Below are 22141 nucleotides of genomic sequence, written 5' to 3' on the forward strand. Positions count from 1 at the left end.
GTGTCACCAGGAGTTCGCGCGATGTGTGGCGTGCGCCACTCACTGGACGGCGCCCCACGGGGAACAGTGCTGGGTATGACTCAGCTCGGTCTTCCCGACGGAATCCAGGCCTGTCTGTTCGACCTCGACGGTGTCGTCACCAGGACGGCCGTCGTGCACGCGGCCGCCTGGAAGGAGACGTTCGACGCGTTCCTGCGGAACTACGCGGGGGAGCGGGGCAGGCCCTTCGATCCGGTCGCCGACTACGACGAGTACGTCGACGGCCGTCCCCGAGCCGACGGCGTCCGCGCCTTCCTCGACTCGCGTGGCATCCGGCTGCCCGAGGGCGGTCCCGACGACCCACCGGACGCCCGCACCGTGCACGGCCTCGGCAACCGCAAGAACGCCCTGCTGCTGGAGAAGATCCGCACCGGCGGCGTCGAGGCCTACGAGGGCACCCTGCGCTATCTGGAGGCGGTCCGCGCCGAGGGGCTGCGTACGGCGATCGTCTCCTCCAGCGCCAACTGCCAGGACGTGCTGCGCTCCGTCGGCGCCGAGCACTTCTTCGACGTACGGATCGACGGCGTGGTCGCCGCGGAACGCCGGCTGCCGGGCAAGCCGCACCCCGACACCTTCCTCGCCGCCGCCCGTGACCTCGGCGTCCAGCCGCCGCGGGCCGCCGTCTTCGAGGACGCGCTGGCCGGCATGGACGCCGGCCGCGCGGGCGGCTTCGGGTATGTCGTCGGGGTGGACCGGGTGGGGCAGACCGATGCCCTGTACGCCCACGGCGCGAGCGTCGTGGTGCAGGATCTCGCCGAGCTGGGAGGCAAGCAGTGATCACCGACCGGTCGTACGCCGTCGAGCCGTGGGCCGTCCGCGAGACCGCCCTCGACCTCGACGTCCTCGCCCAGAGCGAGTCGGTGTTCGCGCTGTCCAACGGCCATGTCGGCTGGCGCGGCAACCTGGACGAGGGCGAACCGCACGGCCTGCCCGGCAGCTACCTCAACGGCGTGCACGAGGTGCATCCGCTGCCGTACGCGGAGGCCGGCTACGGCTACCCGGAGTCGGGCCAGACGGTCATCAACGTCACCAACGGCAAGATCGTCCGGCTGCTCGTGGACGACGAGCCGTTCGACCTGCGCTACGGTCGGCTCGTCGCCCACGAGCGGGTCCTGGACCTGCGCCGCGGGGTGCTGGAGCGGACCTGCGAGTGGACCTCCCCGGCGGGCTCCACCATCCGGGTGCGCTCGACCCGGCTGGTGTCGCTGACCCAGCGCGCGGTGGCCGCGATCGCCTACGAGGTGGAGGCCGTCGACGACCGCAGCCGGGTGGTGATCCAGTCCGAACTGGTCGCGGGCGAGACCCTGCCGGAGCCGAACGGCGACCCGCGCGCGGCCATGGCACTGCAGTCGCCGCTGGAGCCGGAGGACCACTTCGCCTCCGGCAGCCGCCTACGGCTGGTGCACCGCACCCGGCGCAGCGGCCTGAGGGTGGCCGTGGCCGCCGACCACGTCGTCAGCGGCCCGGAGCGCACCACCACCCGCAGCGAGAGCGGCGCCGACGTGGCCCGGCTGACGGTCACCTCCGTACTGGAGCCCGGGCAGACGCTGCGGGTGGAGAAGCTGGTAGCCCACGGCTGGTCCGGCACCCGCTCGCTGCCCGCGATGGCCGACCAGGTGGACGCCGCGCTCGCCGCCGCCGCACACGACGGCTGGCGGGGCCTGCTGGCGGACCAGCAAGCCTGCCTGGACGACTTCTGGGCCCGCGCCGACGTGGAGGTGGAGGGTGACGAGGAGGTCCAGCAGGCGGTCCGCTTCGCCCTGTTCCACGTCCTGCAGGCCGGCAGCCGCGCCGAGCAGCGCGCCATCCCGGCGAAGGGCCTGACCGGTTCCGGCTACGACGGGCACGCCTTCTGGGACACCGAGATGTTCGTACTGCCCGTCCTCACCCACACCGCTCCGGCGGCCGTCGCCGAGGCCCTGCGCTGGCGGTACAACACCCTGGACGAGGCCCGCCAGCGCGCCGCCCAGCTCGGGCTCGGCGGGGCGGCCTTCCCCTGGCGGACCATCGCCGGACCGGAGGGCTCGGCGTACTGGCCCGCCGGCACCGCCGCCTTCCATGTGAACGCCGGCGTGGCCGACGCGGTGATCCGGTACGTCGAGTCCACCGGCGACACCGTGTTCGAGCGCGAGGTAGGCGTGGAGCTGCTGGTGGAGACGGCCCGGCTGTGGCGCTCGCTGGGCCACCACGACGGACACGGCGCCTTCCACATCGACGGCGTCACCGGCCCCGACGAGTACAGCGCGGTCGCCGACGACAACACCTACACCAACCTCATGGCCCGGCAGAACCTGCTCGCCGCGGCCGACGCCGCCGAACGCCACCCGCGCGAGGCGGCCCGGCTCGGCGTGGACGAGGAGGAGACCGCGTCCTGGCGGGACGCCGCCGAGGCGATGCACTTCCCGTACAACGACGAACTGCGCGTGCACGAGCAGCACGCCGGGTTCACCCGCTACCAGCGCTGGGACTTCGCCGGCACCCGCGCCGACCAGTACCCGCTGCTGCTGCACTTCCCCTACTTCGACCTCTACCGCAAGCAGGTCGTCAAGCAGGCCGACCTGGTGCTGGCCATGTACACCTGCGGCGACTTCTTCGAGAAGGGGCACGGCGAGGCGGGTGCCGACGGCGCGGACCAGGTCGCCCGCAACTTCGCCTACTACGAGCCGCTCACCGTCCGGGACTCCTCCCTGTCGGCCTGCTGCCAGGCCGTCATCGCCGCCCAGACGGGCCATCTCGACCTCGCCTACGCCTACACCACCGAGGCGGCCCTGATGGATCTGCAGGACCTGGAGCACAACACCCGCGACGGGCTGCACATCGCCTCGCTGGCCGGTACCTGGATGGCGCTGGTGGCGGGCTTCGGCGGGATGCGCCGCGACGGCGAGCGCCTGCGGTTCGCGCCGCGCCTGCCCGAGCGGCTGAGCCGGCTCGCCTTCAACGTCGAGTTCCGCGGCCGGCGGCTGCGCGTGGACATCGGCGCGGACAAGGCGACGTACGCGCTGCTGGACGGGCCGCCGCTGACCCTGCGCCACCATGGTGAGCCGGTCACGGTGTCCGCCGACGAGCCGGCCGTGCGGACCGTGCCGCCGGCCCGCCGGCGACCGGCTCCGGAGCAGCCGCCGCATCGCGCCCCGAACGGGGGCTAGGCGCTCCCCTGTGCGGGCCGCGACATGCCGGCAGGCGTCCGCGCACCACCGGGCTCCCGGTCCCGCCCGCATGTCGGCACCACCACGCGCTTCTCGTGGGCGCTCTCAGCTGAGCACGCCCGACAGCTGTCGCACCAGGTCGCTCGTCGCGTCGGCGGCGAGCAGCGCCGCCAGCGTGCCCAGCAGGAGGACGGCGAGCGCGACCGGCCACAGGCGCGGGGGCGGGCTCGTCTGCAGGGCCGCGACGCGCCGGGTGACCGCCCGGTCGGTGAAGTGCAGCGCGCACGGCCCGGCCCCGCCCGCGGTGAGCGCGGCCCGGGCCAGCGCCCGGGCGGTGGTCCGCCGGTCGCCGACCGCGGCCGCCGCCTGCTCGTCGGCCCACCGCTCCACGAGGAAGCCGACGGCCGTACGCACCGGGCCGAGCAGCGGATCGGCCGCCGCCGCGAGCGTCGCCGCCGTGACCAACGGGCCGTGCCGGTGGGCGAGATGGGCCCGCTCGTGCGCGAGGAGCACCCGCCGCTCGGCGGGCCGCAGGGCGCTCAGCATGGCCGAGGTGACCAGGATCCGGCCCGGCCGGCCCGGGATCGCGAAAGCCCGCGGCGTCGCGGAGGCGGCGACGATCAGCTCGGTGTCCGCCGGATGCCCCGCGCACAGCCGGCGCAGGGCCCGCCGGGTACGGAACTCCGCGCGCACGGCCCGCCGCACCCGCAGGGCGATCACCACCAGGGCCAGGCACGCGGCGAACCCGATCACCCCGGGCACCGGATCGGCGACCGGATGCCCGTCCTCGCGGGCCTCGCGGATCACCGGGGGCACGTCCCCGAGGAGCGCGGCGGCCAGCAGGACCAGCGACCAGGCGGTGGCCACGGCGGTCAGCACCGCCGCCGAGGTCAGCACACGCGCGGCGAGGGCCGGAGCGACCCGCCGGGCGATCACCGGCCCGGCCGCCGACAGCAGCAGCGACAGCACCAGCGGGCTGTACACGTCGAACCTCATGCGCCGCCTCCGGCGAGCAGCTCGCGCAGCGCCCGCTCCTCCTCGGGACGCAGACCGGTCACGAACTGCTGGAGCGCGGCGATCGGGTCCGGGCCCCGGTCCAGGGCCTCGTGCATCGCCTCGGCGGTCAGCTCGGCCGCGTTCTTCGCCGGCCGGTACGCGCCGCGCCGCCCGTCGGCGTCCCGCAGCACCAGCCCCTTGTCGTAGAGGCGTTTGAGGATCGTGTGCACGGTGTTGTAGGCGAGGGCGCCGTCGATCCCGGCCTGGATCTCCGCCGGGGTCAGCGGCCGCTCGGTCGCCCAGAGAGCGGCCAGCACTTCGCTCTCCAGCGCACCGGCGCTGCGCCGCTCCGCCCTGCCGCGGGACCCTGTGCCAGCCATGCTCCAACCTTACAGCGCGTAGTGCCGGCGGCCGGCTGGCCCCGTCCACCCGGCACAGGGCACGGAATCGGGTTAGTTTGTCGGTGTTTTCCCGTGGATCGACGAGGTCCTCATGTCGCCGTGTGCGCCACCCCGCGGCGCCCCTACAGGCTGTAGGGTGACCGTGATCCGCACGCCGAGGGGCAGAGGGGTGACGATGGCCGGGAGCCCGCACGCCACACTCGCCGGGCTGCGGCGCGAGCGTCCGCACCGCACGCCGGACGGGGCCCGGCGGACCCGGTGCACGACCACGCTCGCGGCCGTGGCAGCCGCCTTCACCCTGGCCCAGCTGCTCCTCGTCCGGCCCGGCATGGGCCTGGGCTGGGACGAGACGGTCTACGTCAGCCAGGTCAGCGCACACGCCCCCGCCGCCTTCTTCAGCGCGCCCCGAGCCCGGGGCGTCTCCCTGCTCGTCGCGCCCGTCGCCTCCTGGTCGTCCTCCACGGCGCTGCTGCGGATCTACCTCGCGGTCCTGTCCGGCCTCGCCCTGTTCCTGGCCCTGCGTGCCTGGCGCGGCCTGTTCCCGGCCCGTGTCCTCGGCCTCGCCGGCGCCCTGTTCGCGTCCCTGTGGGTGACCCTCTTCTACGGCCCGCAGGCCATGCCCAACTACTGGGTCGCCGTGGGCGCCCTGGCCGCCGCCGGCTGCTTCCTGCGCTCCCTCACCGGCCCCGGGCGCTCCCCGTACCGGGGACTGGCGGCCAGTGCCGCGCTCATGGCCTGGATGCGGCCCATGGACGCGGTCTGGGCGGTGCTGCCGCTGCTCGTCCTCGCCGTCGCCCGGCGCCACTGGCGGCCGCTCGCGGTGCTGCTCGCCGGACTCGCGGCCGGCGCCGCCGAGTGGGTCGCCGAGGCCTACGTCCGCTACGGCGGCCCGGTGCGCCGCCTGGCCGACGGCTCGGCGATCCAGGGCGGCCTCGGCCGGCACTTCGCCGTGGTCGACCAGCTGCGCAGCCTCGGCGGCCGGACCCTGTGCCGCCCCTGCACCGGCGAGCTGCCCCCGCCGGTGGTCCTGGTGTGGTGGTTCGTCCTGCCGCTGCTCGCCGTGCTCGGGCTCACCGTCGCCGCCCGCGCCCGGCGTACGGTGCCCACGCTGCTGCCGTTCGCCTGTGCGGCGACCACCGCCTTCCCCTACCTGTTCCTGATCGACTACGCGGCCCCGCGTTTCCTGCTGCCCGCCTACGCCCTGCTCGCCCTCCCGGCCGCCGACGCACTGGTGCACCTGGTCACCGCACCGCGCAGGCGCAGGCGGCCGGCCGCCGTCACGCTGCTGGGCCTGGGGCTCGCCGCCCACCTGGGGGTGCAACTGGCCGTCCTGACCCACACGGTGGACGCCACCACCGCGCAACACGCCAGCTGGTCCCGCACGGCCGCCGCCCTCCACCGGCTCGGCGTCCGCCCGCCCTGCCTGCTCACCGGGAACGAGGCCATCCCGATCGCGTTCTCCACCGGCTGCGCCTCCGCCGCGACGAGCGGACACAACGCCAACAGCACCGAGCAGGCCATCGCCGGCACCGCCCGGCGGATCCCCGTCGCCGTCCTGGTCCCCGCCGGGTCCCGGCCGCCCGGATACGCCCGCGACTGGCCGGCCGAGTCCTTCGACGGCGGGCGGCTGTACCACCACGTGCCGGGGAGCGGCCGATGACGGCACCGGCGCAGCTCACCGTCTCCCTCGGCCGGCGCCGCGCCTGCTGGCACGCCGGCGTCCTGCTCGCCGTCCTGCTCGGCGGGCTGTACCTGGGCCGCCGGCACTGGCCCGCGGTCGAGCACGGGGCCTGGCGGCTGGCCGGCGCCGACCCGGGCTGGCTCCTGGCCGGCGCGGCGGTGGCCGTGTGCACCTGGGCCGCCTCGGCGCTCGCCCAGCAGGGCGCGGTCGTGCCACCGCTGCCCGGGCCGCGGCTGGTCGCCGCCCAGTTCGCGGCCTCCGCCGCGGGGCACCTGCTGCCCGCGGGGCTCGGTGCGGGGGCGGTGAACCTGCGGTTCCTGATGCGCTGCGGACTGCCGGCGGGCCGCGCGGCCAGCGCCGTCGCCGTCAAGGCCACCGCCGGTGCCACCGCGCGGCTGGCGCTGATCGCCGTGCTCGCCCCCGGCTGCCCGGGCCTGCTGCGCCTGCCGTCTCTCAGCCCCACGGCCCTCGCCGTCGCCTTCGGCGGCCTCCTCCTGCTCGCGGCCTTGCCGGCGAGCCCCTGGTGGGGCCCCTGCCGACGAGCCCTGTCCGGCGTCCTGGCCGACATCCGCGCCCTGCACCTGCGCCCCGTGCGAGCCGCGGCCCTGTGGGGCGGCTCGCTGGCCTTCGCCGCGCTGCACTGCCTGGTCCTCGCCGCCGTCGGCCGGGCGGTCGCACTGCCGTTGCCGCCGCTGCAGGTGGCCCTGCTGTACCTCGCCGCGAGCAGCGCCGCCGCGCTGCTGCCGACCCCGGGCGGCCTCGGCTCCCTGGACGCGGCGCTCGCCCTCGCCCTGACCGTCGCCGGTGCCCCCGGGGCGGCCGCCGCCTCGGCCGTGCTCGGTTACCGGCTGCTGACCGTGTGGCTGCCGCTGCTTCCGGGACTGCTCGTCCTCGCGGTGCTGGTGCGGCGCAAGGCGCTGTGAGTGGACGCGGAGTTTCCGGCGCGCCCGCCGCAGGTAGGACTCGGATGTCACGTGCTGCCACACGAGGGGGAGAGCCATGCCGGGCAACGACACCGCGGGGCTGCCGAGCGAGGCGTTCTTCACGCCGGGGACGCACACCCGCCCGGACGGACCGCACGCCCTGCCCTGACCCCGTCCCGTGCCCGGGCGCTCAGGATGCGTTCAGGTCCCCTTGGCGGCGTCGGCACCTCGCGGTCATCCTCGGGATGGTCGTCTTCCTGATCGTGACCCGCGAGGACGTCACCGAGGAGCGGCCGGACCAGCCGACGCGCTGACGGCGGTCATCCAGCGGGCAGCGTGACCACGAACCGCGCCCCGGGCCCGTGCCGGGGGTCGTGGAACACCTCGCCGCCGGCCGACCGGGCCAGGCGGCGGGCCAGGGGAAGCCCCAGGCCGGCGCCGCCGTGCCCGTCGCCGGGGTCGGCCCGCTTGCCGGGCTGGAAGAGCACCTCCGTGAAGTCGCCGGGCACCCCCGGACCGTCGTCCGTCACCTCCACCCGTACGCCGCCGTCCACCGGGCTCGCCGTGAGCGTGACCGTCGTACGGGCATAGCGCACCGCGTTGGCCAGCAGCGGGCTGACGATCCGTTCGAGCAGCGCGGGCCGCACCCCGGCCGTCAGCGCTCCGGCAGCGCCCCCGACGGTGATCCGCACCGCGTCCGGGGCGGCCACGGCCGCGGACAGCCGGTGCAGCACCGCCGGCACATCGGCGGTGCCGGGTGCCGTCGGCACCCCCTCGCGGGCTTCGGTGAGCAGGGTGTCGCACACGGTGCGCATCGACTGCGCGGCCCCGGCCAGCACTTCGTGGGAGGCCCGGGTCTCGGCGGCGGAGCGAGGCCGGGAGCGCCACCAGTCCAGCTCGGCGACGATCCGGCTGAGCGGGGTGCGCAGCTCGTGCGACAGCTCGCCGGTCAGCTGCTGCTCGTGCCGCAGCACCGCCCGGATCCGGTCCAGCAGGGCGTCCAACGAGGCGCCGAGCGCGGCCAGTTCGGCAGGCCGCCCCCGGCCCGTGAACCGCTCCTGGGAGCCCACGGCACTCCACTGCGTCGCCTGCTCCGTCATCGCGCGCACCGGGCGCAGCGCCCGCCCCACCGCCAGCCGGGTCAGCGCATAGGTGCAGGCGAGCATCACCGCGTCCAGCGCGAACGAGCCCAGCAACAGCGTCTCGGCCGAGTTGCGGTACGGCGCGAGGTCCAGGGCCGTGACCACGGTGGCCCGAGCGCCGGCACCGGGCACCGGCTCCGCGCACAGCCGTACCGTGTCGGGGCCGTGCACCACGGCACAGCCCCGCCGGCCGCGGGCGGCCAGGGCGCCGGCGGCGCGGGTGAGCGCGCCGGCCCCGGACGGAGGCTGCTCCAGCAGCCGGCCGCCCGCGTAGATCCACGCGTTGGTGTCCAGCAGCCGGTCACCGGAGGTCTCCAGCACCCGCACCCGGCCGTGCCGGGTGTCGACCGTCGTGGCGACGGCCGCGGCGCGGGTGCGCAGCTCGTCGTCCGCCTCCCGCTGGAGACGGTGGCGGACCACCGTGTTGAACACCACGGTGAGGATCACCATCAGCAGCGCGGCCGTGGTCAGCGCGGCCAGGGAGAGCCGGCCGCGCAGCGTGCGGGGCGCGAGACGGGCGGAGGCACGGGCGCCGACACGGCCCAGGGACGAGGGCGTACGGCTGCCCGACGGGCCGGCGTCGCGGGGCAGCGGCGGCCGTCCGTTCGCGGGCAGCGGTCGGGAGCGGGGGCGAAGTGGCCGGATGCGGGCGAGCAGGGGGCGGGTGCGGCCGGTGGGGGTCATGTGAGGCGGTGGCCGATCCCGCGTGCCGTGGCGATCGTCCGTTCGCTTCCCGCCGTGCGCAGCTTGCGGCGCAGCCGGGTCAGGTACTGGTCCAGCGTGTTGTCGCTGACCTGCGCCCCCTCCGGCCAGCCCGCGCGCAGCAGATCGCGGCGCCGCACCAGCTCCCCGCCGGCCGCGGTGAGCGCCGCCAGCAGCCGGAACTCCGTCGGGGTGAGGTCGACGCGCCTGCCGTGCACGGTGGCGCTGTGCCGGACGGCGTCCAGGAGCAGTCCGCCCGCGGGGGCGGAGGCGGGCGGGGGAGCGGTCCGGCGCAGGGCGGCGCGCAGCCGCGCGGCCAGCTCGGCGAGGTGGAAGGGCTTGGGCAGGTAGTCGTCGCCGCCCGCCGAGAAGCCCGACAGGCGGTCGGTGAGCCCCTGCCGTGCGGTCAGGAAGAGGACCGGGGCGAGGAAGCCGTTGGCGCGCATCGCCTGGCAGACGTCGCGGCCGTCGGCGTCGGGCAGTCCGACGTCCAGCACGACGGCGGACACGTCCGGTGCCGCCAGGCGCAGGGCGGTGGCGCCGTCGCCGGCGCAGACCGTGTCGAAGTCCTCGTCGTGCAGCCCACGGCGCAGCACGTCACGCAGGGCGTGATCGTCCTCGACGATGAGGATCCTGGGGCGCATCTCTCTCCACCGGCCCGTCGGCCGTGTCGCTGGGATGGGACGTGCCCGGTTCGGGGGCACGCGGGACGTGTGGGCCGGGCAGCCACCGGGCCGCGGCGCAGACGAGCACCCCGAGCCAGCCGACGGCGAACAGCCAGCCGCCGACCACGTCGGTGAACCAGTGCACGCCGAGGTAGACCCGGGTCAGCCCGACGCCCGCTCCCCAGCAGGCGGCCAGCGCGCACAGCACGGTCCGGCCGCGCGGGGCGCGCAGGCACAGGGCGAGGATCAGCAGGCCGGCCGTCAGGGCGCTGGTGGTGGTGTGGCCGGAGGGGAACGACCAGCCGGAGGCGTGGGTCCGCCACTCCCAGCGCGGCGGCCGGGCCCTTGCGACCAGGTCCAGCACGCCGTACCGCACCGCCTGGCCCGCGGCGAGGCAGAGGGCGCCGAGCGCCACGGCCACCAGCCGCTGCCGCACGGTGCGTCCCGCGATCAGCCCGGCCAGGGCCACCAGGACGTACGGCACGACCCCGGTCCCCGTGGCGGTCAGCGCGCGGGCCACCGTCACCGCCACCGGCGGCCGGTGTCCCACGGACCAGGACAGCAGGGCCTGGTCGGGATACAGCGGGCCGCCCCGACGGCTCACCACCAGCGCGGTCAACGCCGCGAACGCCATCCAGGCGCCCAGCGCCGCCGTGCCCCCCGCGTCCGCGAGCCTGCCGGGCCTCATGCCGGTCCCGACACCAGCAGCGGACGCAGCCAGGTGCCCGACAGCCGGTCCGCGAGCCCCTTCGGCCGGCGCCGCAGGGCGAGCATCGTGAGGTGAGCCACCAGCCCGCCGAGCGCCGCCCCCGCGACGACGTCGTGCGGATAGTGCACCCCGACCCACACCCGGGAGGCCGCCATGGCGAGGGCGCACACCGAGGCCACCGCGCCGAGGCGCCGGGAGACGGAGAACAGGGCGACCGCGGCGGCGAAGGCGACCGCGGTGTGGTTGCTCGGGAACGACCAGTCACCGCGCGCGGGACACGCCTCCAGTGTGCGCAGGACCAGCCGGCGGCACGGCCGGTCCTCGGCCACCAGCGGCTTCACGGCGCTGTTCACCCCGAAGGCGACCACCACCGCCACCGGCACGGCGAACGCCGTCAGCGCCGCGTTCGCCCCGTCCCGGCGGGCCCGCCACCAGCCCACGACCATCAGCAGCGCGAACACCGCCAGCCCGTACGCCGACCAGCCGGCTATCAGGTCGTCCAGCCAGGCGGGGGACCGGTGGGCGAGGTCCACCACGCCGGTGTAGAGCGGCCCGTCCACCGACGAGCCCGACAGGGCGTACGTCATCCGCGGGCCTCCTCCTTGGCCGCCCTGCGGGAGCGCAGTACCTCGGCGACCAGCGGGAGCAGGGACACGACGACGATCAGCGCGATCACCGGCAGCAGGTACCGGTCGACGTTCGGGATCGAGGAGCCCAGCGCGTATCCGGCGAGGGTCAGGCCGAGGCTCCACACGAGCCCGCCCGCCACCTGCCAGAGGGTGAAGGTCCGCGCCGGGACGCCGAGGGCGCCCGCCATCGGGTTCAGCACCGTGCGCACCACCGGCACGAACCGCGCCAGCACGATGGCCTTCGCGTGGCCGTACCGCTCCAGCAGTTCCTCCGCGCGCCGCGCGCCCTCGCGCAGCTTCGCCGACCGGCTGCGGGCCAGCAGCGCGCCGCCCGCCTTCCGGCCCAGCAGGAACCCGCACTGCGAGCCGGCCAGGGCGCCGACGGCCGCCGTGACGAGCAGCGGCCCGAGCGAGAGGTGCACCGAGCCATCGGACGCGCCCGTGCACAGCAGCCCCGCCGTGAACAGCAGGGAGTCCCCGGGCAGGAAGAACCCGATCAGCAGGCCCGTCTCCGCGAAGAGCACCACGCCGACGCCGAGCACGCCGAAGGCGGCGAGCAGGGAGTGTGCGTCGAGCACGTTGACCGCGAGCTGCGACGCCAGGTGTGGGGGAGTGGCCATCGCCGTACGCCCTTTCCTTCGACTTGCTCCGACAAGATCCGACTACATATTTGTAGACGGTCTACCGACCTGTAGACGAACGGAGGGTGTCCAACGTTCCGGGACTTTGCCCGGCCATTGCCGCTTTATGACCGACCGACTACATGCCCGTAGTCATGATGGTCCGCGAAGGTAAGGCATGCCTTCACTAACCTGGGAGGGCTGCAGGGCATGTGGGACGACGCGTTTCCGAGTTTCCTGATCGGACTCAGGGAGGGACTCGAAGCCGGACTGATCGTCTCCATCCTGGTCGCCACCCTGGTGCGGGCCGGGGCGCGCTCCCGCCTGCCCCAGGTCTGGACCGGGGTGCTGGCCGCCGTCGCCGTGGCGATGAGCTTCGGCGCGGTGCTCACCTTCACCGCCGCTTCCATGCCGCAGACCGCCCAGGAGGCGTTCGGCGGCACCCTCAGCGTGATCGCCGTCGCGTTCGTCACCGCCATGGTGTTCTGGATGCGCCGCTCGGCCCGCAGCCTCTCCGGCGAGCTGAAGGAGAAGGTGACCGGCGCCCTCGCCATGGGCTCCGGGGTGCTGATCCTCACCTCGTTCCTCGCGGTCGGCCGTGAGGGCCTGGAGACGGCCCTGTTCCTGTGGACCACCGCGCAGGCGGCCGGCGAGTCGGCCGGCCCGCTCACCGGCGCCGGCATCGGCCTGGTCCTCGCGGCCGGCCTGTGCTGGGGCCTGTACCGGCGCGTCCTGAAGATCAACCTGACGCGGTTCTTCACCTGCACCGGCGCCGTCCTGATCGTCATCGCCGCCGGCGTCCTCGGCTACGGCCTGCGCGATCTGCAGGAGGGTGGCGTCCTGCCCGGCCGGTCCGCCTACGCGGTGGACCTCGCCGGCGGTGTGGACGCCGGCTCCTGGTACAGCACCCTGGTCCAGGGCGTCTTCAACCTCACCCCGACCATGACCTGGCTCCAGGTGGTGGCCTACGCCGCCTACCTGGCCGTCGTGATGACCCTGTTCGTGCGCGGTGTACGGACCACGCCCCCGAAGCCGGCGGAGGAGCGCCCCGCGGGTGAGCCGAAGGCCGCCCGGCCCGAGCGGCGCCGGCCGGTCTGGGTGGTGCCGGCCGTCGTGGTCGCCGTACCGGCCGTGCTCGCCGGGCTCGTCGTCGCCCTCTCCCGGCCCAAGCCCGCCGGCGACCAGACCGTCGCCGTCTCCGAGACCGAGTGCGGCAAGGGCTTCCGCGCGCCCAAGCCGGGCCGGCAGACCTTCCAGATGCGCAACACCGGCGGCAAGACCTCCGAGGTGTATCTCATCGACCCGTCGACCAGCGCGGTCTACGGCGAGATCGAGGGCCTGGCCCCAGGCACCACCCGCGACCTCGTCGCCACCGTCGCGGGCGGCACCTACGCCTGGCGCTGCGTCCCCACCGGCGGCCGGGCCGTCACCTCCAGGACGGTGACCGTGAGCGGCGGCGGCGCGGCCAAGCCGGTCGTCCCCGTCTCCGAGCAGGACCTCGCCGCACCCCTGAAGGCGTACAAGACGTACGTCGAGCAGGGCCTGGACACCCTCGTCACCCAGACCCGCACCCTCGACGACGACATCGAGCACGGTCACCTGGACAAGGCCCGCACCGACTGGCTCACCGCCCACCGCACCTACGCCTCCCTCGGCGCCGCCTACGGCACCTTCGAGGACTACGACCAGAAGATCGACGGCCGCGCCGACGGACTGCCGGACGGCGAGCGGGACAAGGACTTCACCGGCTTCCTGCGGATCGAGTACGGCCTGTGGCACGGCCAGGGCGCGGACGACCTGCGGGCCCCCGCCCGGCAGCTCGCCGCCGACGCCGCCGGACTGCGCACGGCGTTCCCGGCCCAGGACTTCGACCCCGGCGACCTGCCGCTGCGCGCCCACGAGATCCTGGAGAACACCCTCCAGTTCGAGCTGACCGGCGACACCGACGAGGGCAGCGGCACGAACCTGGCCACCGCCGACGCCAACCTCGCCGGCACCCGCGAACTGCTCACCGTCCTCAAGCCGCTGCTCACCACCCGTGCACCCCGGCTGCTCCCGACGGTCGACGCCGACGCCGCCCGAGTGCAGAAGCTCCTGGACGCCGCCCACCACGGCACCGACTGGACCCCCGTCGACCGGCTCGCCGCCGCCGACAAGCAGCGCCTCGACGGCGCCACCGGGCAGCTGCTGGAAGACCTCGCCCCCGTCCCGGACCTCCTTGAGATCCGGAAGTCCGCCTGATGACCACCGCGCACCCGCACCGCCAGCACCTCGAAGGGAACCCGCCGATGCCGACCGCCGACACGCCGACCTGCCCCGCCGGCCCCGCCCGCCGCTCCTTCGTGCGGACCGCCCTGGGCGCCGGCGCCGCCGGAGCGGTCCTGGCCGGCGGCGGCTTCGCCCTCGGCGAGAGCGGCGGCACGGCCGAGGCGGGGACCCCCGGTCCGGACGGCGGAGCCAAGGTCGCCTTCCACGGCGCTCACCAGGCCGGCATCATCACCCCGGCACCGGCCGCCGCGACCTTCGTCTCCCTCGACGTCATCGCCGACGACCGCAAGGGCCTGACCGACCTGCTGAGGACCATCACCGAGCGGGCCCGCTTCCTCACCTCCGGTGGCACCCCCGCCGACCTCGGCGTCGGCGCGCCGCCCTCCGACAGCGGCATCCTCGGCCCCGAGGTCCCCTCCGACGGCCTCACCGTCACCGTCGGCGTCGGCGCGTCCCTCTTCGACGACCGCTACGGCCTCGCCAAGGCCCGGCCCGCCCGGCTCACCCCCATGCGGACCTTCCCCAACGACAACCTGAACGCCGCCGAGTGCCACGGCGACCTGTCCCTGCAGATCTGCGCCCAGAGTCAGGACACCGTGCTGCACGCGCTGCGCGACATCGCCCGGCACACCCGGGGTGCCCTGCAGATCAAGTGGCGCATCGACGGCTTCCAGAACGCCCCGCGCCCCGCCGGCGCCCAGCGCAACCTGCTCGGCTTCAAGGACGGCATCGCCAACCCCGACGTCACCTCCGCCCGGGAGACGGACAAGCTGATCTGGGTCGGCGCCGGCCAGGGCGAACCCGCCTGGACCGAGGGCGGCAGCTACCAGGTCATCCGGATCATCCGGATGCTCGTGGAGTTCTGGGACCGGGTCTCGCTCACCGAGCAGGAGAAGATGTTCGGCCGCCGCAAGGACACCGGCGCCCCGCTCGACGGGGCCAGGGAGACCGACATCCCCCAGTACGCCAAGGACCCGCACGGCACCGCGATCCCGCTCGACTCGCACATCCGCCTCGCCAACCCGCGCAAGGCGGAGACGGACGGCTCCCGCATCCTGCGCCGCGGCTACAACTACGACCGGGGCGTGGACAACGTCGGCAACCTCGACATGGGCCTGGTGTTCTGCTGCTACAACCAGGACGTCAAGCGCCAGTTCGAGGCGGTGCAGACCCGGCTGATCGACGAGCCCCTGGTCGACTACATCTCCCCGACGGGCGGCGGCTACTTCTTCGCCCTGCCCGGCGTCCGGGACGCGAAGGACTGGCTCGGCCGGGGCATGCTCTCCGCCTGACCGGCCGCCGCGTCCCCCGCCTCCCGCTCTTCCGGCGGCAGGCCTTTCCCTCCCCATGGGAAAGGCCTGCCGCCGCCTTTACTGCACATGTGTTGCAAGTACGGAAGGATGGCACAAGGCTGCGCTGTGCAGCCGTACCCGCACCACCGAAGGATGACCCTCCCGATGACGGCCGCCCCTGGTTCCGCTCCGTCCCTCCCCGCCCAGGCCGACGGCAAGCGCTCGGCCTGGCACCGTGTCCGGGGCTCCATGACCCGGCAGGAGTGGACCAGGGTCGGCGGGATGGCCGGCTTCGTCCTCGCCCTGCACGTCATCGGCTGGGGCACGCTGGTCGGCATCATCGCGCCGCAGCACTTCAGTGTCGGAACCCAGTCCTTCGGCGTCGGCATCGGCGTGACCGCCTACACCCTCGGCATGCGGCACGCCTTCGACGCCGACCACATCGCGGCGATCGACAACACCACCCGCAAGCTCATGGGTGAGGGACAGCGGCCGCTGTCGGTCGGCTTCTGGTTCTCCCTCGGCCACTCCAGCATCGTCTTCGGCCTCGCCCTGCTCCTCTCGCTCGGCATGAAGACCCTGGCCGGACCGGTCCGCGACGACCACTCGCACCTGCACGACGTCACCGGCCTGATCGGCACGACGGTCTCCGGCACCTTCCTGTACCTCATCGCCGGCATCAACCTCGTCATCCTGGCCGGCATCTGGAAGGTCTTCCGGCAGATGCGCTCCGGTGCCTACGACGAGGCCGCCCTGGAGACGCAGCTGAACAACCGCGGCTTCATGAACCGCCTGCTCGGCCGGGTCACCGGCTCGATCAGCAAGCCCTGGCAGATGTACCCGCTCGGCCTGCTCTTCGGCCTCGGCTTCGACACCGCGACGGAGATCGCCCTGCTCGTCCTCGCCGGCTCCGGCGCCGCCTCCGGCCTGCCCTGGTACGCCATCCTGACCCTGCCGGTCCTGTTCGCGGCGGGCATGTCGCTCCTCGACACCATCGACGGCTCGTTCATGAACTTCGCCTACGAGTGGGCGTTCTCCAAGCCGGTCCGCAAGGTCTACTACAACCTCACCATCACCGGCCTGTCCGTGGCCGTCGCCCTCGTCATCGGCACGGTGGAGCTCCTCGGCCTCCTCGCCGACCGGCTGGACCTCCACGGGCCGTTCTGGGACCGGATCTCCGGCCTCGACCTCAACACCGTCGGCTTCGTCGTCGTCGGTCTCTTCGTCGCCACCTGGGCGATCGCCCTGCTGGTGTGGAAGACGGGCCGCATCGAGGAGAAGTGGACGGCGGGCCTGGCGGAACAGCCCGCCGACTGACCCGAGCGCGCGCCGACGGGGTTAACCGCCCGGCTGCGGGAAACGCGGACGAGGACCGACCGCGAGCCGCGAAGGAGGGGACCATGAGCGACCAGCAGCCCGAGCAGACCCCGATGGCGGATGACGCCTACCAGCCCACCGGGTCCAACGAGGAACAGGAGGACGCCGGTCCCCTGGACCTCCAGGACGCGGTCGACGAGCGCACCTACGACGACATCCTCGACGAGGGCTACTCCCCGCCCGAACGCCCCCTCGGCGTCACCAAGAAGGGCACCACGGCCGCCGAGCAGCGCGCGGGGGAGACCCTGGACGAACGGCTCGCCCAGGAAGTCCCGGACGCGCAGCCCACGCCCGGCGACGCGATCGGTGACCTCCCCGGCGGCGAGGGCGAGCCGCTCGACCCCGAGGCCGGCGCGTCCCGCGCGGGCCGCCTGGTCGCCCCCGACGAGGGCGCCCACCCCGCCACCGTCAAGGAGGAGGTCGCCCAGGACGTGGGCGTCGACGCGGGAGCGGCGGGCGCGGAAGAGGCGGCGGTACACGTGGTCGAGGAAGAAACCTGAGCCTCCCGGCCACCCCGACGGCGCTAGTCCAACCGGTCCACCTGGCGGAGCCGGTTCGTCGCGTCCAGCGCGGCGACCTTGTACGACTCCGCGAGCGTCGGGTAGTTGAACACCGCGTCCACGAGGTAGTCCACCGTCCCCCCGCACCCCATCACCGACTGCCCGATGTGGATCAGCTCGGTCGCCCCGGAACCGAAGCAGTGCACCCCGAGCAGCGTCCGGTCCACCGGGGAGACCAGCAGCTTCAGCATGCCGTGCGAGTCCCCGATGATCTGTCCCCGGGCCAGTTCCCGGTACCGGGCCACGCCCACCTCGAACGGCACCCGGTCCTCGGTCAGCCGGTCCTCGGTCCGCCCGACGAAGCTGATCTCCGGGATCGTGTAGATGCCGATGGGCTGCAGCTGGTGCATCCGCCCGGCCGGCTCCCCGCACGCGTGGTACGCCGCCGCGCGGCCCTGCTCCATCGAGGTCGCGGCGAGCGCCGGGAAGCCGATGACGTCACCGACGGCGTAGATGTGCGGCACCTCGGTGCGGTAGTGCGCGTCCACCGTGATCCGGCCGCGCGCGTCCGCCGCCAGCCCGGCGCTGTGCAGGTCCAGTTCGTCGGTCAGGCCCTGCCGGCCCGCCGAGTACATCACCGTGTCCGCCGGGATCTTCTTGCCGCTCTCCAGCACGGTGAGCGTGCCCCGCGGATGGCGTTCGACGGCGGCGACCGTCTCGCCGAAGCGGAAGGTGACGGCCAGGTCGCGCAGGTGGTACTTGAGCGACTCCACGATCTCGACGTCGCACAGGTCCAGCATCGCGGCACGCTTCTCCACCACGGTGACCCTGCTGCCCAGCGCGGCGAACATCGAGGCGTACTCCATGCCGATGACACCCGCACCCACGATCACCATGGACCGCGGCACCCGCTCCAGCGAGAGCACGTTGTCGGAGTCCATGATCGTCCGCCCGTCGAACTCCACGCTGTCCGGACGGGCCGGCCGGGTGCCGGTGGCGATGACGACGTGCCCGGCGCTCAGCCGCCGTTCCCGTCCGGACGGCTCGGACAGGGCGATGGTGTGCGGGTCGGCGAAGCGGGCCGTGCCGGAGTGGACGCTCACGTGGTTGCGGGCGAGCTGGCTGCGGACGACGTCCACCTCGCGGGCGACGACATGACGGGTGCGCGCGGTCAGATCGGCGACGGTGATGTCGTCCTTCAGCCGGTAGCTCTGCCCGTACAGATCGCGCTGGGTGAGACCGGTCAGATACAGCACGGCCTCGCGCAGGGTCTTGGAGGGGATGGTTCCGGTGTGCAGGGAGACCCCGCCGAGCATGTCGGGGCGGTCGACGACGGCGACCCGGCGGCCGAGCTTGGCCGCGGCGATGGCGGCCTTCTGACCGCCGGGTCCGGATCCGATGACGAGCATGTCGAAGTCGGGCACCCTCGGGAGTCTGACAGCCCTCCGGCCCGCTCCGGAAGCGATCGCCGGTGCCGAAACACCCCGGCCCGCCCGGGAGTTGCGGTCGCCGTCCGCTCTCCTCGCCACGCGGTTGCGCCGGGAGGACAATGACGCCATGGGTCAGCGACCCGGCGACCTGAGCGCTCCCGCCAGGCTGGCCGGCCCCGACGAGGGGATCGGCGCGGACGAACTCGCGCTCGCCGCCCGCAACCACGCCCTGCCCCTGGAGGCCCTGCGCTACGACATCACGCCGCCCGGACTGCACTACGTCCTCACGCACTACGACATCCCGTACGTCCCGCACGCCGGTGCCTGGCGGTTGACCGTCGACGGCCGGGTGCGCAGCCCGCTCGACCTTTCCCTCGCCGACCTGCTGTCGTTCCCGCAGGTCACCACCCGCGTGACCCTGGAGTGCGCGGGCAACGGCCGGGCCCTGCTCACCCCCCGGCCGGTCAGCCAGCCCTGGCTCGTGGAGGCGGTCGGCACCGCCGACTGGACCGGCGTACCGCTCAGGCTGCTGCTCGCCGAGGCGGGCGCGGACCCCGCGGCCGTGGACGTCGTCTTCACCGGCGCCGACCACGGGGTCGAGCGCGGTGTCGAGCAGGACTACCGGCGCGCCCTGCCCCTGGCCGCGGCCGACGGCGACGATCCCGAGGTACTGGTCGCCACCGCCATGAACGGCGCGCCGCTGCCGCCGCAGCACGGCCGGCCGCTGCGGCTGATCGTGCCCGGCTGGTACGGCATGGCCCAGGTGAAGTGGCTGCGCCGCGTCACCGTCAGCGACGTACCGTTCACGGGCTTCCAGCAGTCGGTCGCCTACCGGATCCGGCGCACCGCCGACGAGCAGGGCGAGCCGGTCACGCGGATCGCGCCGCGCGCGTTGTTCGTGCCGCCCGGGTTTCCCGACTTCATGTCCCGTACGCGGGTGGTGCGGCCTGGGCACGTGCGGCTGGAGGGGCGGGCCTGGTCCGGGCAGGGACCGGTGACGGCGGTGGAGGTGAGTACGGATCGCGGCGCGACCTGGGAGCCGGCCCTCCTCGGCCCTGTGCCGCACGGGCACCGCTGGGCTTGGCGGGCCTGGCACCACGACTGGACCGCGCGGCCCGGCGAGCACGCGGTGGGTGCGCGTGCGACGGATGCCACGGGTCGTGCCCAGCCCCTTGACCAGTACTGGAACCGAGGCGGGTTCGGCAACAACGCGGTGCGCTGGGTACGGGTCGTCTGCGCCGGCGTCGCCGAGTCGCCGTAGGGGCTGGTGCCGTAGGGCGGGGCGCGGGCCCTGCGTGGTCCCCGCGCCCCTTTCGGCCGGCTGCTCAGCCCCCGTCTGACCTGTTCCCCTGGATTCCCCGGACCGCCCTACGGCAGCAGCCTCTCGATGGCCGTCGGGCCCTCCTTCTCCATCTTGCGGCGGGCCCAGTCGAGGTTCTTCGGTGTGACGTCCCTGCCCGCCGCCATCACCAGGTCCTCCGGGGTGATGTCCCGGGAAGGAGCGGAGTGGAGCAGGGCGTCCGGGGTGCAGTGGTCGTCGGACGACCGGGATTCGTCGGGTGTGGATGTCGACATGATGCCTCCTCCTCGGTCCGGATGACCGCATCCGTGCCGGTGCCGCCGAACGGGGCACCCTCTCACCATTGCCCGCATCGGCGCACCCTGCATCTTCAGGCGCGCGGGGAGCGGGTGAGGAGTGTCTTCCCAGCCCGCCGCGAAGCACTCGCTCCTAAGCTGGAAAACATCTCGCACACTCACCGGGAGGCCACCGATGGCCGAGACCCCGTTTTCCGAGGACGCCCGCCACAGCCCCCGCTATCTGCCGATCGCCGAGCACGGACTCATCGGCGACCTGCGCAGCGTGGCCCTGGTCGGCACGAACGGCACGATCGACTGGTACTGCTGCCCGTCCTTCGACGCGCCCAGCGTCTTCGCGGCCATCCTCGACGCCGAGCGCGGCGGCTCCTTCGAACTGGCCGCCTCCGTACCCGCGCGCACCAAGCAGTTCTACTTCCCCGACACCAACGTCCTGATCACCCGGTTCTTCACCGAGGACGGCGTCGGAGAGGTGCAGGACTTCATGCCGGTGACCTGCGACAGCGCGGACGGCACGGGCGAGGCGGGGCGACACCGGCTGATCCGGCGGGTGGTCTGCGTCCGCGGGACCGTGCCCTTCCGGGTGCTGGTCGCCCCCCGTTTCGGCTACGGCGCCGTGCCGCACACCCTGCGCACCGTCGCCGGCACCGTCGTCTTCGAGTCCGCCGAGCGGTCCCTGGCGCTCACCTCCACGGTCGTCCTGGAGTGCGACGCCCGGGACGCGCGCGCCGACTTCAAGCTCGCCGAGGGCGAGACCGCGGTGTTCGCGCTCGACCAGCTCGGCGCCGCGGTGGCCCCCCGCGGCTGCGCGCACGCCGAGGCCGAGCACGAGTTCAACGTCACGGTCGCCTACTGGCGGCGCTGGCTGCACCAGTCCCGCTACCGGGGCCGCTGGCGCGAGATGGTGCACCGCTCAGCCCTCACCCTGAAGCTGCTCACCTACGCCCCCACGGGCGCGATCGTCGCGGCCCCCACCACCAGCCTGCCCGAGCAGCTGGGCGGCGAGCGCAACTGGGACTACCGGTACGTGTGGGTCCGCGACGCCGCCTTCGCCGTCTACGCGCTGCTACGGCTCGGCTTCACCGGGGAGGCCGCGGCCTTCATGCGGTTCCTCACCACCCACATCACGCCGTGCGACGGCGACGGACGCGCCCCGCTGCAGATCATGTACGGCATCGACGGCCGCACCGAGCTGCCCGAGTTCGTGCTCCCGCACCTGGAGGGCCACCTGGGCTCCGCCCCGGTCCGGATCGGCAACGCCGCCGCCGGGCAGCTCCAGCTCGACATCTACGGCGCCCTGATCGACTCCATCTACCTGTACGACAAGTGGGCCCAGCCGATCTCCAGCGGCCAGTGGGACGACGTGTGCCATCTCGTCGACTGGGTGTGCGCCCACTGGGACCAGCCCGACGAGGGTGTGTGGGAGACCCGCGGCGGCCGCAAGAACTTCCTGTACTCGCGGCTGATGTGCTGGGTCGCCATCGAGCGGGCCATCCGCCTGGCCAACCGGCGCGGACTGCCCGCCGAGCTGCCCCGCTGGCGGCAGGCCCGCGACACGATCTACCGGCGGATCATGGACCGCGGCTGGTCCGTGCGGCGCGGCGCCTTCGTGCAGTCGGAGGGCGGCGACGTCCTGGACGCCTCCCTGCTGATGATGCCGCTCGCCAAGTTCGTCGCCCCCACCGACCCCAAATGGCTGTCCACCCTGGACGCCCTCACCGAGGACCTGGTCTCCGACTCCCTGGTCTACCGCTACGACCCGCAGGCCAGCCCCGACGGACTGCGCGGCGACGAGGGCACCTTCTCCATCTGCTCGTTCTGGTACGTCGAGGCACTGGTGCGGGCCGGCCGGCTCGACGAGGCCCGGCTGGCCTTCGAGAAGATGCTCACCTACGCCAACCACCTCGGCCTGTACGCGGAGGAGATCGGCCGCACCGGCGAGCAACAGGGCAACTTCCCGCAGGCGTTCACCCACCTGTCCCTGATCAGCGCCGCCTTCAACCTCGACCGCGCCCTCGGCTGACC

19 protein-coding genes are annotated in these 22141 nt (G+C 74.0%); 10 read left to right on the forward strand and 9 right to left on the reverse strand.

What is annotated here, in order from left to right:
* The first annotated feature begins 75 nt into the window (after positions 1–75).
* Positions 76–816 (forward strand): HAD family hydrolase, encoded by a 741-nt coding sequence (locus IE244_RS17420; RefSeq protein ID WP_191874439.1) that lies wholly within the window; start codon positions 76–78, stop codon positions 814–816.
* Positions 813–3185 carry a glycoside hydrolase family 65 protein gene (locus IE244_RS17425; protein ID WP_191874440.1) on the forward strand — a complete coding sequence of 791 codons (2373 nt, stop codon included), beginning with the start codon at positions 813–815 and terminating at the stop codon, positions 3183–3185. Before IE244_RS17420 ends, IE244_RS17425 begins: the two co-directional genes overlap by 4 nt.
* A gap of 105 nt (positions 3186–3290) precedes the next feature.
* On the opposite strand, the gene IE244_RS17430 is transcribed toward IE244_RS17425, so the two are convergent.
* The gene (locus tag IE244_RS17430; protein WP_191874441.1) at positions 3291–4181 is read right to left on the reverse strand and encodes a M56 family metallopeptidase; all 891 of its coding nucleotides are present in this window, start codon (positions 4179–4181) and stop codon (positions 3291–3293) included.
* Entirely contained in the window at positions 4178–4561 is a 384-nt protein-coding gene (locus tag IE244_RS17435; RefSeq protein ID WP_191874442.1) for a BlaI/MecI/CopY family transcriptional regulator, read from the reverse strand. Before IE244_RS17435 ends, IE244_RS17430 begins: the two co-directional genes overlap by 4 nt.
* 196 nt (positions 4562–4757) lie before the next feature.
* Here IE244_RS17435 and IE244_RS17440 point away from each other — a divergent pair, with 196 nt between their 5' ends.
* Positions 4758–6242: a hypothetical protein gene (locus IE244_RS17440; protein ID WP_191874443.1), complete on the forward strand. Its 1485-nt coding sequence runs from the start codon at positions 4758–4760 to the stop codon at positions 6240–6242.
* Complete coding sequence (locus IE244_RS17445) at positions 6239–7186, forward strand: lysylphosphatidylglycerol synthase domain-containing protein (RefSeq protein ID WP_191874444.1); 948 nt, start codon at positions 6239–6241, stop codon at positions 7184–7186. Before IE244_RS17440 ends, IE244_RS17445 begins: the two co-directional genes overlap by 4 nt.
* A 320-nt stretch (positions 7187–7506) precedes the next feature.
* Here IE244_RS17445 and IE244_RS17450 read toward each other — a convergent pair whose 3' ends face one another.
* The 5 genes from IE244_RS17450 to IE244_RS17470 are packed head-to-tail and all read right to left on the reverse strand — an operon-like array spanning position 7507 to position 11653.
* On the reverse strand, positions 7507–9012 hold the full coding sequence (locus IE244_RS17450; RefSeq protein WP_191874445.1) for a sensor histidine kinase: 1506 nt from the start codon (positions 9010–9012) through the stop codon (positions 7507–7509).
* Positions 9009–9674, reverse strand: coding sequence for a response regulator transcription factor (locus IE244_RS17455; protein ID WP_191874446.1), 666 nt, complete (start codon positions 9672–9674; stop codon positions 9009–9011). The genes IE244_RS17450 and IE244_RS17455 overlap by 4 nt, the downstream gene beginning before the upstream one ends.
* A complete protein-coding gene (locus tag IE244_RS17460) occupies positions 9628–10383 on the reverse strand; it encodes a phosphatase PAP2 family protein (protein ID WP_191874447.1) in 756 nt (251 codons plus the stop codon). Before IE244_RS17460 ends, IE244_RS17455 begins: the two co-directional genes overlap by 47 nt.
* Entirely contained in the window at positions 10380–10991 is a 612-nt protein-coding gene (locus IE244_RS17465; RefSeq protein WP_191874448.1) for a phosphatase PAP2 family protein, read from the reverse strand. Before IE244_RS17465 ends, IE244_RS17460 begins: the two co-directional genes overlap by 4 nt.
* A complete protein-coding gene (locus IE244_RS17470) occupies positions 10988–11653 on the reverse strand; it encodes a DedA family protein (RefSeq protein WP_191874449.1) in 666 nt (221 codons plus the stop codon). The genes IE244_RS17465 and IE244_RS17470 overlap by 4 nt, the downstream gene beginning before the upstream one ends.
* Before the next feature lie 210 nt (positions 11654–11863).
* Here IE244_RS17470 and efeU point away from each other — a divergent pair, with 210 nt between their 5' ends.
* The 4 genes from efeU to IE244_RS17490 all read left to right on the forward strand — a co-directional run bounded on the left by efeU (position 11864) and on the right by IE244_RS17490 (position 17090).
* Positions 11864–13894: an iron uptake transporter permease EfeU gene (efeU, locus tag IE244_RS17475; RefSeq protein ID WP_191874450.1), complete on the forward strand. Its 2031-nt coding sequence runs from the start codon at positions 11864–11866 to the stop codon at positions 13892–13894.
* Positions 13895–13941: 47 nt separating this feature from the next.
* Positions 13942–15213 (forward strand): iron uptake transporter deferrochelatase/peroxidase subunit, encoded by a 1272-nt coding sequence (efeB, locus tag IE244_RS17480; RefSeq protein WP_191874694.1) that lies wholly within the window; start codon positions 13942–13944, stop codon positions 15211–15213.
* A 165-nt stretch (positions 15214–15378) separates the two neighbouring features.
* Complete coding sequence (nicT, locus tag IE244_RS17485; RefSeq protein ID WP_191874451.1) at positions 15379–16530, forward strand: Nickel transporter NicT; 1152 nt, start codon at positions 15379–15381, stop codon at positions 16528–16530.
* Between the two features lie 83 nt (positions 16531–16613).
* The gene (locus tag IE244_RS17490; RefSeq protein ID WP_191874452.1) at positions 16614–17090 is read left to right on the forward strand and encodes a DUF5709 domain-containing protein; all 477 of its coding nucleotides are present in this window, start codon (positions 16614–16616) and stop codon (positions 17088–17090) included.
* A gap of 23 nt (positions 17091–17113) precedes the next feature.
* On the opposite strand, the gene sthA is transcribed toward IE244_RS17490, so the two are convergent.
* On the reverse strand, positions 17114–18514 hold the full coding sequence (sthA, locus tag IE244_RS17495) for a Si-specific NAD(P)(+) transhydrogenase (protein ID WP_191874453.1): 1401 nt from the start codon (positions 18512–18514) through the stop codon (positions 17114–17116).
* Positions 18515–18647: 133 nt separating this feature from the next.
* Between sthA and IE244_RS17500 the strand changes: the two genes are divergently transcribed.
* Entirely contained in the window at positions 18648–19781 is a 1134-nt protein-coding gene (locus IE244_RS17500; protein ID WP_191874454.1) for a molybdopterin-dependent oxidoreductase, read from the forward strand.
* A 107-nt stretch (positions 19782–19888) separates the two neighbouring features.
* On the opposite strand, the gene IE244_RS17505 is transcribed toward IE244_RS17500, so the two are convergent.
* Entirely contained in the window at positions 19889–20095 is a 207-nt protein-coding gene (locus IE244_RS17505) for a hypothetical protein (RefSeq protein ID WP_191874455.1), read from the reverse strand.
* 196 nt (positions 20096–20291) lie between these two features.
* On the opposite strand from IE244_RS17505, the gene IE244_RS17510 reads away from it, so the two are divergent.
* Positions 20292–22139 (forward strand): glycoside hydrolase family 15 protein, encoded by a 1848-nt coding sequence (locus tag IE244_RS17510; protein ID WP_191874456.1) that lies wholly within the window; start codon positions 20292–20294, stop codon positions 22137–22139.
* The last annotated feature ends 2 nt before the right edge of the window (positions 22140–22141 follow it).

The organism is Streptomyces filipinensis (assembly GCF_014649495.1).
Lineage (GTDB): Bacteria > Actinomycetota > Actinomycetes > Streptomycetales > Streptomycetaceae > Streptomyces > Streptomyces filipinensis.

Coding starts and splice junctions, on each gene's coding strand:
- IE244_RS17465 (WP_191874448.1), bottom strand. CDS start 10,991: ATGACGTACGCCCTGTCGGGCTCGTCGGTGGACGGGCCGCTCTACACC.
- efeU (WP_191874450.1), top strand. CDS start 11,864: ATGTGGGACGACGCGTTTCCGAGTTTCCTGATCGGACTCAGGGAGGGA.
- IE244_RS17420 (WP_191874439.1), top strand. CDS start 76: ATGACTCAGCTCGGTCTTCCCGACGGAATCCAGGCCTGTCTGTTCGAC.
- IE244_RS17430 (WP_191874441.1), bottom strand. CDS start 4,181: ATGAGGTTCGACGTGTACAGCCCGCTGGTGCTGTCGCTGCTGCTGTCG.
- IE244_RS17460 (WP_191874447.1), bottom strand. CDS start 10,383: ATGAGGCCCGGCAGGCTCGCGGACGCGGGGGGCACGGCGGCGCTGGGC.
- IE244_RS17505 (WP_191874455.1), bottom strand. CDS start 20,095: ATGTCGACATCCACACCCGACGAATCCCGGTCGTCCGACGACCACTGC.
- IE244_RS17490 (WP_191874452.1), top strand. CDS start 16,614: ATGAGCGACCAGCAGCCCGAGCAGACCCCGATGGCGGATGACGCCTAC.
- efeB (WP_191874694.1), top strand. CDS start 13,942: ATGCCGACCGCCGACACGCCGACCTGCCCCGCCGGCCCCGCCCGCCGC.
- IE244_RS17435 (WP_191874442.1), bottom strand. CDS start 4,561: ATGGCTGGCACAGGGTCCCGCGGCAGGGCGGAGCGGCGCAGCGCCGGT.
- IE244_RS17455 (WP_191874446.1), bottom strand. CDS start 9,674: ATGCGCCCCAGGATCCTCATCGTCGAGGACGATCACGCCCTGCGTGAC.
- IE244_RS17510 (WP_191874456.1), top strand. CDS start 20,292: ATGGCCGAGACCCCGTTTTCCGAGGACGCCCGCCACAGCCCCCGCTAT.
- IE244_RS17445 (WP_191874444.1), top strand. CDS start 6,239: ATGACGGCACCGGCGCAGCTCACCGTCTCCCTCGGCCGGCGCCGCGCC.
- IE244_RS17440 (WP_191874443.1), top strand. CDS start 4,758: ATGGCCGGGAGCCCGCACGCCACACTCGCCGGGCTGCGGCGCGAGCGT.
- IE244_RS17470 (WP_191874449.1), bottom strand. CDS start 11,653: ATGGCCACTCCCCCACACCTGGCGTCGCAGCTCGCGGTCAACGTGCTC.
- IE244_RS17500 (WP_191874454.1), top strand. CDS start 18,648: ATGGGTCAGCGACCCGGCGACCTGAGCGCTCCCGCCAGGCTGGCCGGC.
- IE244_RS17450 (WP_191874445.1), bottom strand. CDS start 9,012: ATGACCCCCACCGGCCGCACCCGCCCCCTGCTCGCCCGCATCCGGCCA.
- nicT (WP_191874451.1), top strand. CDS start 15,379: ATGACGGCCGCCCCTGGTTCCGCTCCGTCCCTCCCCGCCCAGGCCGAC.